Origin of the sequence: Steroidobacter sp., from assembly GCF_016790065.1 — a bacterium.
Classification (GTDB): Bacteria; Pseudomonadota; Gammaproteobacteria; order Steroidobacterales; family Steroidobacteraceae; genus Steroidobacter.
Map to the genome: position 1 here is coordinate 1 of NZ_JAEUPY010000512.1, position 12,182 is coordinate 12,182.

The 12,182-nt window shown below is 62.0% G+C and carries 10 protein-coding genes; 7 read left to right on the top strand and 3 right to left on the bottom strand.

All coding sequences use genetic code 11. The annotated features are described in order from the left end of the window. Positions 1-372 precede the first annotated feature (372 nt). Positions 373-996 (bottom strand): energy transducer TonB, encoded by a 624-nt coding sequence (locus JNL55_RS21330; RefSeq protein ID WP_293858555.1) that lies wholly within the window; start codon positions 994-996, stop codon positions 373-375. A 193-nt stretch (positions 997-1,189) separates the two neighbouring features. On the opposite strand from JNL55_RS21330, the gene JNL55_RS21335 reads away from it, so the two are divergent. Both JNL55_RS21335 and JNL55_RS21340 read left to right on the top strand, forming a co-directional pair. Beyond that, complete coding sequence (locus JNL55_RS21335; protein WP_293858557.1) at positions 1,190-3,376, top strand: TonB-dependent receptor; 2,187 nt, start codon at positions 1,190-1,192, stop codon at positions 3,374-3,376. Positions 3,377-3,381: 5 nt separating this feature from the next. After that, positions 3,382-4,077: a Fe2+-dependent dioxygenase gene (locus JNL55_RS21340; RefSeq protein ID WP_293858560.1), complete on the top strand. Its 696-nt coding sequence runs from the start codon at positions 3,382-3,384 to the stop codon at positions 4,075-4,077. Here JNL55_RS21340 and murU read toward each other — a convergent pair. Both murU and JNL55_RS21350 read right to left on the bottom strand, forming a co-directional pair. Then, positions 4,041-4,736 carry an N-acetylmuramate alpha-1-phosphate uridylyltransferase MurU gene (murU, locus tag JNL55_RS21345; protein WP_293858563.1) on the bottom strand — a complete coding sequence of 232 codons (696 nt, stop codon included), beginning with the start codon at positions 4,734-4,736 and terminating at the stop codon, positions 4,041-4,043. The genes JNL55_RS21340 and murU overlap by 37 nt on opposite strands. Positions 4,737-4,745: 9 nt before the next feature. Beyond that, positions 4,746-5,804: an aminoglycoside phosphotransferase family protein gene (locus tag JNL55_RS21350; protein WP_293858566.1), complete on the bottom strand. Its 1,059-nt coding sequence runs from the start codon at positions 5,802-5,804 to the stop codon at positions 4,746-4,748. A 121-nt stretch (positions 5,805-5,925) separates the two neighbouring features. Between JNL55_RS21350 and JNL55_RS21355 the strand changes: the two genes are divergently transcribed. The 5 genes from JNL55_RS21355 to JNL55_RS21375 all read left to right on the top strand — a co-directional run bounded on the left by JNL55_RS21355 (position 5,926) and on the right by JNL55_RS21375 (position 11,975). Then, positions 5,926-8,289: an LPS-assembly protein LptD gene (locus tag JNL55_RS21355; protein ID WP_293858570.1), complete on the top strand. Its 2,364-nt coding sequence runs from the start codon at positions 5,926-5,928 to the stop codon at positions 8,287-8,289. A gap of 75 nt (positions 8,290-8,364) precedes the next feature. Next, the gene (locus JNL55_RS21360) at positions 8,365-9,705 is read left to right on the top strand and encodes a peptidylprolyl isomerase (protein WP_293858573.1); all 1,341 of its coding nucleotides are present in this window, start codon (positions 8,365-8,367) and stop codon (positions 9,703-9,705) included. Then, positions 9,702-10,721 carry a 4-hydroxythreonine-4-phosphate dehydrogenase PdxA gene (pdxA, locus tag JNL55_RS21365; protein WP_293858576.1) on the top strand — a complete coding sequence of 340 codons (1,020 nt, stop codon included), beginning with the start codon at positions 9,702-9,704 and terminating at the stop codon, positions 10,719-10,721. Before JNL55_RS21360 ends, pdxA begins: the two co-directional genes overlap by 4 nt. Continuing rightward, complete coding sequence (gene rsmA / locus JNL55_RS21370) at positions 10,678-11,478, top strand: 16S rRNA (adenine(1518)-N(6)/adenine(1519)-N(6))-dimethyltransferase RsmA (RefSeq protein WP_293858579.1); 801 nt, start codon at positions 10,678-10,680, stop codon at positions 11,476-11,478. Before pdxA ends, rsmA begins: the two co-directional genes overlap by 44 nt. Before the next feature lie 65 nt (positions 11,479-11,543). Then, positions 11,544-11,975 carry a universal stress protein gene (locus JNL55_RS21375; RefSeq protein ID WP_293858582.1) on the top strand — a complete coding sequence of 144 codons (432 nt, stop codon included), beginning with the start codon at positions 11,544-11,546 and terminating at the stop codon, positions 11,973-11,975. Positions 11,976-12,182: the final 207 nt, after the last annotated feature.

Sequence of the window (12,182 nt, forward strand, 5' to 3'; positions counted from 1 at the left end):
GCGCGCGGCTTGCTATCGAGATAGCCCGGAATAAGTCCGTAAATTCCGTATTGACGCGCTGTCCTACAGACCGCAGAAACGCCGCGCAAGGTATAAAGTTTCTGCGAGGAAGGCAAGCACTCCGAAACAGAATCTACCTACTTGTAAACTAACTTTGCTGATAAGAAACGCGACGCCAAATCCCCTTGCGCACCATTGATGTGCTGGCCTGCAATGGCGATGCAGCAGTACCGTGCAAGCTAACGTCGCGTCACCCGCGGTCCTAGGGCAACGATTACCGTAGTCGATAGTTCCACCGACCGCTGAACGAGCCGGCCGTGCCAAGGCGCCTGTGGGGCGACACCATTTAGAGACAGCGGCACTGACGAATAGTTAGGCCGAGCCGCGATTTAAAGCGAATTCGATGGGTATCAGCACCAGTGCGCGGCGCGCTTCGCCGTCTTCCACGTAGGGGCGAAAGGCTGCACGTGACACTGCGTCGCGCGCGGCATCGTCCAGTCGCGTGTGACCGCTGGACGTTTCTATTTCGATACTGCTGGCCGAGCCGCGTTCATCGATCACCACTCGTAACACCACCAATCCCTGCTCTCGCAGCCGTCGCGATTGAGGTGGATACCGTGGCGCTGGCTCTCTGACATATTCGACCGTCGAGACCAGCTTGGGCGTGCTTCGATCGGCGGCTTGCGCAGCGGGCGGCGGTGGCGCTGCTATCGGCATGGTGATGGCGCGCTGACTCGGCGGCGCTTCATTGACGATATCGATCAGCGGCAAGTCGGGCACCTGCAATATCGGTTGCGGCGTTACCACGGCGACCTGCGGCAGTGGCCGTTGCGGCGTAGGTTCAGGCTGCGAGATGAACGTTACTACCAGCGGCACTTGCGCAACAGCCTGCCGAATCTGCGGCGCGAACGTCAGCGCCACATAGATTCCGGCCGCATGTACGGCGGCAATCGTCCCAGCGACGCACAGACGTCGCGAACTATCTTCTGCGAACACGGGCAAACCTTCTCGCGCACTTCATCTAACACGGGGAACAGCGACGCGATGATGCCCTGGGCGTTGCTTGGTTGCAAATGAGAAGCCTTCTCACCTAAAGTCGCCTGCATAACAAAACGCCAGCCAACACCCTATTTTTTCCGGTGTCCGCCAGCCAGACCGTCCCATTCCACCGTAAGGGAGATCTCTGGCCATGCATGATTCACTGTCCGATTTGTTAAATCCGCGCCGTGCCACCGTCGCGGCCGCCATCTTCTCGATACTGCAGACCGCGGCCGTGCCGCTGCAGGCCGCCGACACCAAGCCTCCAGAGCTGCCGAAAATTTCGGTGCAAGCGGCCGAGGACGCGCTCAAGACCGAGGTCGCGTCGTCGCCTAAATATTCCCAGGCGCTGCTGGACACCCCGCAGACCATTCAGGTGATTCCCCAAGCGGTGATCCGCGAGCGCGCGGCGACCACGCTGCGCGACGTGTTACGTAATTCGCCGGGCATCACCTTCCAGGCCGGCGAAGGCGGTGGCGGTTTGCCGGGCGATCAAAACTTTTCCATGCGCGGCACCAGTGCGCGCAACAGCTTGTTCGTCGACGGTGTCCGCGATGTCGGCAGTTACACGCGCGACTCGTTCAACTTGCAGCAGGTCGAAGTGATCAAGGGGCCCACCGGCACGATGGCGGGCCGTAGCGCCACCACCGGTGCCATCAATCAAGTGACCAAGACCCCGCATCAAAGCGACACGCAGGATTATTCGCTCGGCTACGGCAGCGACGATTACAAACGGGTCACCAGCGACCTGAATCTCGGCTTGGGCGACAGCATGGCGTTCCGCTTGAACGCGATGTATCACGACGCCGAGGTGTCGAATCGCGATGTGGTCGAGAACCAGCGCTGGGGCATCGCGCCCTCGTTCGCGCTGGGCCTCGGCACGTCGACACGCTTCACCGCCAGCGCGCTTTATGTCGATGAAGACAACGTGCCCGACTACGGTTTGCCGTGGGGCTCGACCACGCAAGCGGGCGTCACCTATCCAACTGGCGCGTACCACGCAATGCCAGCAGTCGATCAAAGCAACTTCTACGGCTTGAAGAACTACGACTTCGAAGACATCGAGACCAAGAGCGGCACGCTGCAACTCGAACACGACTTCAACGATGCGATCACCGCGCGCAACGTGTTGCGCTACTTGGATAGCGAGCGCTCCTCCGCTATCACGGCCCCGCGTCCGCCAAATCGGCAACTGCAACGTCGCGATATGCAGAGCGAGAACCTCACCAACCTCACCGATGTGAACATCGAATTTGCGACCGGCGCGATTCGACATACTGTCGTGACCGGATTGGAACTCACGCGCGAAACCACCAAGAGCCGCAACAGCGCGCAGACGACTAATCAACCGACCATCGCAGACTTCTTCCATCCCGATCCGAATGCGCTGCCGCTCGGTCCGATGCCCATCAACAGCGGCAATCCGTCGCAGACCGAGATCAAGAGCATCGCGCTGTACTTCGTCGACACCGTCAAGCTCAGCGAACAGTGGGCGATCACCGCCGGGCTACGGCGCGACGACGTCGATGTCGACTACGAGTTGCGCAACTTCACCACGCGAGCCGTAACCGAATCGCTGTCCCGCTCCGACGCTGAGATCACCTATCAAGGCGCAGTGACGTTCAAACCCGTGGAAGCCGGCACGCTATATGTGGCGTACGGCACCGGCTTCGATCCGACCGTCGACGCCGGCACCACCGGCTCAGGTTTGAGCAGCTCGCCCACTCAGGCGAACAACGTCAACCTGCCGCCCGAAGAAAGCTCCAATCTCGAAGCGGGCGTGAAGTGGGAGCTGCTGGAGCGGCGGCTCGCGTTGAACGCCGCCGTGTTCCGCACCGAGAAGACCAATGTACGCACACGCAATCTCAACACTGATCCGTTCATTCTCGACGGCGAGCAGCACATCAAAGGTGTCGAGCTGTCGGCGTCGGGTGCGATCAGCGATGCGTGGTCGGTATTCGCGGGCGCGAGCTTCCTCGACACCGAGTACAAGCTGTCGTTGAACGCGCTCGATCAGGGACAAGAGTTACCGCTGGTTCCCGAAGTCGCGGCCAATGCGTGGACGACTTATGTCTTGCCGTTCGGTTTAACCATCGGCCTGGGCGTGCAGTACATCGACGACATGGTCCGCTCGCGTAGCGCGACACTCGGTGAGTTGGTGGTCGATGGCGTCACACTGGTGGACTTGATGGCCAGCTACACCGTCAACGACAAGTTGTCGCTGCGACTCAACGTACTGAACGTCGGCGATGAGGAATATGTCGACCGCTTCGGCGGCGGACATTACATCCCCGGCGCGGGTCGCTCGGCGCAACTGACAGCGTTCTTGAGCTTCTAATCACCGTGCTGTTACACGTCCCCAACGTTCTAACCGGCGAGCAAGTCGCCGACTGTCGGCGGCAGCTCGAGGCCGCCGACTGGGTGGACGGTCGTGTAACCGCCGGCCATCAATCGGCGACGGCGAAAGACAACGGGCAGCTACCGGAGCACTCTCCGGTAGCGCGTGAGCTCGGGCAAATGATCCTGTCGGCGTTGGATCGCAATCCGCTGTTCCTGGCCGGCGCGCTGCCGCTGAAAATCTTTCCGCCGCTGTTCAATCGCTACAGCGGCGGTCAATCGTTCGGCAATCATGTCGACAACGCCGTCAGACAAGTGCGCACCGCCGCCCCCAATGCCAAGACTTGGGTGCGCACCGACATCTCAGCGACTTTGTTTCTAGCCGCGCCGTCGGAATATGACGGCGGCGAATTGATGATCGACGACACTTACGGCTCGCACAGCGTGAAGCTGCCGGCGGGCGATTTGGTGCTCTACCCGTCCACCAGTTTGCATCGAGTGCAGCCGGTCACGCGTGGCGCGCGAATCGCATCGTTCTTCTGGATTCAGAGCATGGTGCGCGACGACGGTCAGCGCACTTTATTATTGGATCTGGATCTGGCCATCCAACGTCTGGGCGCGGATGTGAAAGGTCATCCGGCGTTAGTGCAGCTCACCGGCGTGTATCACAATCTGCTGCGACGTTGGGCCGACGCTTCCTGATCGATCTGTTGTAACTGTTGAGGCGTGCCGACGTTGTGCCACACGCCGCGATACAACTCTCCGCTCACGCGCCCTTGACGAATCCAGTCGAACATCAATGGCGCGAGCGGAAAACGTCCAGGCTTGCAGCCGATGAAGAACTCAGGATCGAACACGCCAATGTTGGCGTACGTGTAACGTTCGCCGCTGTCAGTGAGTCGATTGCCGGCGAGACCGAAATCACCGCGCGTATGAAAGTCGGGATTGGGAACGACCACGAAGTGCGCCACATCCGCGGCAGCAAGTTTTTTCACGGCGTCGCCGAGTGGGTACTCGGTAAACACATCGCCGCTCACCACGATGAATCGATCGCTGCCCGACGGGCCGGCCAACAAGGGCAATGCTTGGAACACACCGCCGCCGGTCTCCAACGCCGAGTCACCTTCGTCGCTGTACTCGATGCGCACGCCGAGCTGCGAGCCGTCGCCGAGCGCGGCGCGAATCTTCTGTCCCAGCCACGCGAGATTGATGACGATCTCTCGAACACCCGCAGCCGCTAGCGCCTCGATGTGATACTGGATCATCGGCTTGCCCGCGACCTGCAGCAGCGGCTTGGGCGTGTGGTCAGTGAGCGGTCGCATGCGCTCGCCGCGCCCCGCCGCCAAAATCATCGCGCGCATGAGGTGGTCCTACAGCTTTGCCATCGCAGGCACGATGCGCTGTTCGATGAAGGTCGTCAGGAATTCCAGATCGCCGTAGTTCTTGATGACCTGGCGGACATAACTCAGCGTGCGCGGCAGATCCTTCAAGTAACCGGATTTGCCATCACGGTGATACAGCCGCGCGAAGATGCCCAGCACCTTCAACTGCCGTTGCACACCCATCAAATCGAACCAACGCTGGAACTGCGCCGGGTTGCTGCCCACATCGACGCCGCTGCGCTGAGCGGTATCGCGAAAATGTTTGATCCAGGCGTGCACGCGTTCGAGCGGCCATTCCACATAGGAGTCGCGGAACAGGGACACCAGGTCGTAAGTTACCGGCCCGAGCACCGCATCCTGAAAATCCAGAATGCCAGGGTTGGCACCATGCCCGCCTTTGTCATGACTCACCCCGTCGGTGACCATCAGATTGCGCGAGTGATAGTCGCGATGAACGAACACTCGCGGCTGTTGCAAGGCCTCGGCCACCAGCGTGTCGAAGGTCGAGGCCAGCCCCGCCACTTCGGCGTCGCTGAGCTGCAGGCCGAGATGCTTGTTACAGAACCATTCAGGAAACAGCCCCATCTCACGACGCAGCAGGGCGTCGTCATAGGCCGGCAACTGCTTGGCATGCTCGCCGGCTCCGGCTTGGATAGCGACCAATGCCTCAATGGCATCGCGATACAGGCGCTCGGCATCGGCACCCGCGTCCAGATCGGCAAGATAGGTCCGCGAGCCCAGGTCCGTGTTCAGCAAAAAGCCCTGGGCTTGGTCCCGCTGCAGCACCTTGGGAGCGTTGACGCCGACCTCGACCAACATGCCGGAGACACGGATATAAGGACCCATGTCCTCTTTGCCCGGCGGCGCATCCATCGCAATCCAGGTTTGGCCCTGGCGCGAAACACGGAAATAGCGACGGAAGCTGGCATCGGCCGACGCCGGGGTCACCGCGAAGTCGCGCGCTCCGAACAAACCGGCGAGCCAGTGTTCGAGCTGCTCGAGGCGCAGGTCGCGAGACGGATGACCATCGTGTGAAAGTGACGACACGCGGATTGCTGCTCCAGATTTTTTAAATAGACGGCCAGCGGCGAACGACGCTCATTATAATCGCCCCCCGATGCAACGAACTGCGACACCCCTAACAACCCTCTCACTTGCAATCGCCGCAGTGCTGGCCGCAGCGTCGCTCTCGGGCACAGCTTACGCGGCCGAGCCGGCCGCCGACCCTGCAAAGACTGCAGAGTCCACGGCCGAAGCCTCGCCCGAACAAGAAGTTCAGCAAGCTCCCAAGTGTCCGGCGCCGAACACCGAAGCGGCGGTGGCAGCCAGCCAGCGTCGCCCACCCAAGCCGGTCGCCGAGCTGCCCGAGGACATCGAGTTCGAATCCGACGGCGTCGAAGGCATCCGCGATGGCGAGCTGAAGCTCACCGGCAAAGTCGAAATCCGTCAGGGCGAACGTCGCATCGAAACTCGCGACGCCACCTACAACCAGCAGGACGAAAGCTTCAGCGTCGATCAGGGCGTCGAGTACAGCGACGGCACGGTCAAGGTGCGAGGCGAAGGGGCGCAAATCGATCGTAAAGGCGGTGCCGTCTTCGAACACGCCGAATTCGAGCTGCCGGATCGTAATGCGCGCGGCTCCGCCGATCGTATCCGGGCGAGTACCGAGGGCACGCTGTCGCTCGACAAAGTGCGCTACACCACCTGCCCGCTCGGCAACGAAGACTGGATGCTGACCGCCTCGGACATCGACATCAGTCAGGCCATCGGCTTGGGCATCGGCCGCGGCGTGCGCCTGGACTTCAAGGGCATTCCGCTGTTGTACACGCCGTTCATTTCCTTTCCGGTGGGCAATCAGCGCAAGTCCGGCTTTCTGTTCCCGACCATAGGCACATCGTCGCGCAGCGGTTATTCGCTGTCGGTGCCGTGGTACTGGAACATCGCGCCGAACTACGACGCGACTTTCACACCGACTTACTTCAGCAAGCGCGGCCCGAAGCTGGACACCGAGTTTCGTTATCTGAATCCGGTGGGCAAAGGCCAGCTGGAAGTGCAGTACCTGCCGGACGATCGCGAGTTCGGCGCCGAGCGCAGCCTGGTGCGCTTCGTCGATCAATCCGACTTCACGCGCCGGCTGCGGCTCAACATCGATGCGTCCAACGCCAGCGACGACGAATGGTTCGAAGACTTCGGCCTCGGGCCCGAAGGCACCTCGATCACGTACCTGAACCGCTCCGCCAGCCTCACTTATCTGGACGATCGCTGGCTGGCCATCCTGCACGCACAGAACTTCCAGACCATCGACTTCGCCACCGAGAATCGGCTGCCGATTGCGCCGGCGGATCGTCCGTACACCATGCTGCCGCAGCTGGCAGTACGCGCCAACTTTCCGGATCAGCCGTTCGGCCTGAGCTATGGCATGGACATGGAGCTGGCCAACTTCCAGCACAACGTCGACGGCTTGAGCACCGGCTGGCGCAGCGACTTCTCCCCCGAGATCCGCATGCCGCTGCGAGGCGCCGGCGTGTACATCGAGCCGGCCGCGAGCTGGCGCTACACCCGTTACAAGTTGCACCAGGACGGCAGCGATCTGGACGATCGGGACGATACGTTCTCGCGCTCGGCGCCGGTGTTGAGTGTCGATGGCGGCATGGTGTTCGAGCGGCTGTTCGGCTCGCGCAAGCAACGCCTGAGCACCATCGAACCGCGCTTCATGTATTTGTATGTTCCTTATCGCAATCAGGACGACTTGCCGGTGTTCGACACCGAGCGCGCCGATCTGAATCTGGTGCAACTGTTCCGCACCAACCGCTATGTGGGTGCGGACCGGCTCGGCGATGCCAACCAACTGGCCATCGGCTTCACCTCCCGCTGGCTGGATGCGCACACCGGCGAGCAATACATCGCCGCCACCGTCGGCCAGGCGTATTACTTCGACCGCCCGCGCGTCACCTTGCCCGGCGAAGACGTGGAAGATCCGGAGAGTTCGGACATCATTGCCGAGCTCGATCTGCGTGCTTACGGCAATTGGAACATCCGCGGCGGCATCCAGTGGGATCCGGGGGAGACGCGTTCGGAGCGCGGCCAGATCCAGCTGCAATACCGGCCCAATTTCGACCGCGTCATGAACCTGGGGTATCGCTTCCGCCGCGACCGGTTGGAGCAAGTGGACGGCTCAGTGGCCTGGCCGGTCAGCCGCGACTGGAGCCTGTACGCCCGCATGGTGTATTCGCTGGAAGGCGATGCCATCGACAACAGCGCCCCGCTGGACCCGACGCTGCCCTCGGACACCGTGACCCGGCGCGACGAGAAAGGCGTGATCGACCAGTTTGCGGGCCTGGAATACCGCTCCTGCTGCTGGCGGTTTCGCGTGGTGGCCCGGCGTTATGTGAGCGACCGCACCGGCGACCTGGACACCAGCGTGCTGTTCCAGCTCGAACTTAACGGCCTGTCCAATGTCGGAGTGGGTGCGAATACTTTTCTGGAGCGGTCGATTCGGGGATACTCCGTCGAGCCTCCCGAGGATAAATAAGGCCTCGCCACCACCCAGTGGGGGTGGCCACCGACCGCACCCTAGTCAAGCCCTTGGGGCTCACCCTGGTTACGCATGAAACTGTTTCGCCCTACTCAGAAAGTCTCTAGCGCGTTGCGTGGCTGCCTGCTCGGGTTGAGCCTGCTGGCCACCGCCACCGGCGCCCTGGCCCAGACGCGAGAACTGTCCGGCAGCGGCACGCTGCTCGACCGGATCGCCGCCATCGTCAACGACGGCGTGGTGCTGAATTCGCAGCTGGATGAACAGACCGAAGAAATCACCCAGCGCCTGCGTCAGCAAAACACCGAACTGCCGCCGCGTAACGTACTGCGCCAGCAGATCCTCGAGCGCCTGGTGGTGGAAGAAATCCAGATGCAGCGCGCCGGCAAGTTGGGCATTCAGGTGTCCGACGAAATGCTGAACGGCGCCTTGGACGACGTGGCCAAGCGCAACAACATCGGCTTTGCCGATCTGCCCCAGGCCTTGCAACAGCAAGGCATCGACTACCGCACCTTCCGCGACGAGATCCGTCGCCAGATGACGCTGCAGCTGCTGCGTCAGCGCGACGTGATCGCACGTATCAACGTGTCGCCGCGCGAGCTGGACCAATTCATGAACCGGCAGCTGAACGCGCCGGACCGGAATGCCGAATACAACGTTTCGCACATTCTGGTTTCCGTGCCGGTGAGCGCATCGCCCGAACAGATCGAAGCTCGCGAGAAGCGCGCCCAGGAAGTGTTCGACAAAGCCACGGGCGGCGATGATTTCGCGCAGCTCGCGGTGACGTATTCGGACAGCAGCACCAACATCGAAGGCGGCTCGCTCGGCTGGCGTCGTGGTTCGCAGCTGCCCTCGATCCTGGCTGAGAACATTCCCAAGATGAAGCCGGGCGAAACCTCCAAGCCGATTCGCACGCCCAGCGGTTTTCATTTGTTCCGCTTGAATGAAGTGCGCGGCGGCGTGCAGCAGTCGGTGGTGGCGCAAGTACATGCTCGTCACATCCTGCTGCGTACCAACGATCTCGAAGACGACCAGACCGTCGAGCAGAAACTCAACGGCATTCGCGCCCGCGTGGTGGACGGCAAGGAAGACTTCGCCGCCATCGCCGCGGTCACTTCGCAGGATCCGGGCTCGGCCGCGGACGGCGGTGACCTGGGCTGGGCCGGTCCGGGCAGTTTCGTGCCCGAGTTCGAGAAACAAATCGACGCCTTGGGTGAAAACGAAATCTCCAAGCCGTTCAAGACTCAGTACGGCTGGCACATCGTGCAGCTGCTCGGTCGTCGTAAACACGACTCGACCGAAGACATCCGTCGTCAACGCGCCTTCGCCGAGTTGCGCGAAGCCAAGGCCGAAGAAGAAACCGAACTGTGGCTGCGTCGCCTGCGCGACGAAGCGTTCGTGGAATACAGGATGTGACACGATCCCCGCGGCTCATCGTCACCTCCGGTGAACCTGCGGGCATCGGGCCGGATCTTTGTCTCGCCATCGCCGAGCGCGACTGGCCTTGTGATGTCGTCATCGCTGGCGACATCGAGCTGCTGAAGCAGCGAGCCCAGCAGCTGCGGTTGGACATCCAACTCACCACGTACGTCAACAGCACCAAGCTGCCGATTCATCAACGCGGCTCCTTGCGAGTGCTGCACGTCCCTGTAGCGGCACCAGTGCAGCCTGGAGTGCTCAACACCGCGAACGCGCGTTACGTGCTGAGCACGCTCGACGCCGCCGCTCAAGGCTGCTTGTCCGGTGAGTTCGACGCGATGGTGACGGCACCAGTACAGAAGAGCGTCATCAATGACGCGGGCGTGCCCTTCTCCGGACACACCGAGTATCTCGCCGAACGCACTGGCGGCTCTTATCCAGTGATGATGCTCGCCACCGACGAGCTGCGGGTCGCGCTCGCCACGACGCATCTGCCGTTGTTGGAAGTCAGCGCTGCAATCACCGCTGAAACATTGACCCGCGTCATTCGCATCATCGATCACGATCTGCGCAAGCACTTCGACATTGCTACGCCTCGCATTCTGGTGTGCGGCTTGAATCCGCATGCCGGCGAATCGGGGCATCTCGGCCGCGAAGAAATCGAAGTGATCGCGCCGACGCTGGAACGATTGCGCAGCGAAGGTTTGCATCTCATCGGTCCGGCACCGGCGGACACGGCATTCACTCCTCACATGCTCGAGCAGGCCGACGCCGTGCTCGCAATGTTTCACGATCAAGGCTTGCCGGTGATCAAGTACGCTGGTTTCGGCGACGTCGTGAACATCACCCTTGGCTTACCCATCGTGCGCACCTCCGTCGACCATGGCACTGCTTTGTCGCTGGCCGGCTCCGGCCAGGCCGACGCCAGCAGCCTGGTGGCGGCGATGCAGATGGCTCTGCGAATGATTCATGCACCAACCACGCAAACGATTCGGCCAGCACTTCCTGCATGACCCGGGCGTGATCGGCCGCATCGTCGCCGCCATCGCGCCCCAACCGCAGGATCGAATGGTCGAGATCGGGCCGGGCCTCGGCGCGCTCACGCTACCGCTGCTGGCACGCCTGAACGAATTGCATGCGGTGGAGATCGACCGCGACGCCATTCGCCACCTGCGCGAAATCACCGGCGACGACCCTCGGCTGCACATCCATTCGGCCGACGTGCTGGAGTTCTCGTTCGCTCATATATATGAGGGCGAACGGCTGCGCCTGGTCGGCAATCTGCCCTACAACATTTCCACGCCGCTGCTGTTTCACCTGATCGGACTGCGCGAGCGCATTCACGACATGCACTTCATGCTGCAAAAAGAGGTCGTGGACCGCATGGCCGCCGCGCCGGGCTCGGAGCACTACGGCCGACTCACCGTGATGCTGGCCCCATGGGTGCGAGTGGAACCGCTGTTCGACATCGGCCCCGGCGCGTTCAAGCCGCCGCCGAAGGTGGTGTCGACCGTGTTCCGGCTCGTTCCTCGGGAAACGCCGCTGGAAATCGGCGAGCCACGCCATTTCGCCACGGTGGTCGCCGCGGCTTTTTCCCAGCGACGCAAGACCCTGCGCAATTCGCTGAAAGCGTTGCTGGACACCGACGACATCGTCGCCGCGGGCATCGACCCGGGGTTGCGTGCTGAAGTGCTGACCCCGGCGCAATTCGTCGCGCTGGCCGCCCGCCTGACCGCCAAGCCCTCCGCTGCCGCCCAAGATCCAGTCTGACCCGGCGCAACGATCGTCCTATACTCGGCCTCGCCGGCTTCGGCGGACGCGTGGAGGGGACTGCAATGGCCGACTACAAAAACATTCTGCTGGTGGTCGATCTGTCGGACGACAGCCAGATCATCGGTGAACGCGCCAAAGCCATTCAGGCTTGCTACGGTTCCGAAATCACGCTGTTGCACGTGGTCGAGTACGTACCAGTAGAGCCCATGGGCGAAGCCCTGCTGCCGACGGTGCAGATCGAGGGCGAGCTGGTGGAGCGCGCCAAGGTGCGCCTGGTCGAACTAGCGCAGAAGCTGTCGCTGTCGAACAGCCGACAGTTGGTGGAGACCGGCGGCATCAAGACCGAGATCATCCGGACCGCGCAACGCCTGAAAAGCGACCTGATCGTGCTCGGTAGCCGCGAGCGCCACGGCCTTGCGATTCTGCTCAACTTTACCGAAGACACCATCCTGCACGCCGCGCCGTGCGACGTGCTGGCGGTCCGGCTGCACTAACCCGGTCACGGCCGCTGGGAGGCTGCTAGAATCGAGCCGGCCCAAGCCAGTCATTCGGTTATGACAGAATCCACGCCTCCCAAAGGTCGCACCGCCACCGCTACTGCCGACGCACTCCACAAGATTCGCGTCGACGTGAGCGCCAATTACGTGGGCGAGCAGTCCAAACCGGATGAAGGCCACTATGCGTTTTCCTACACCATCACC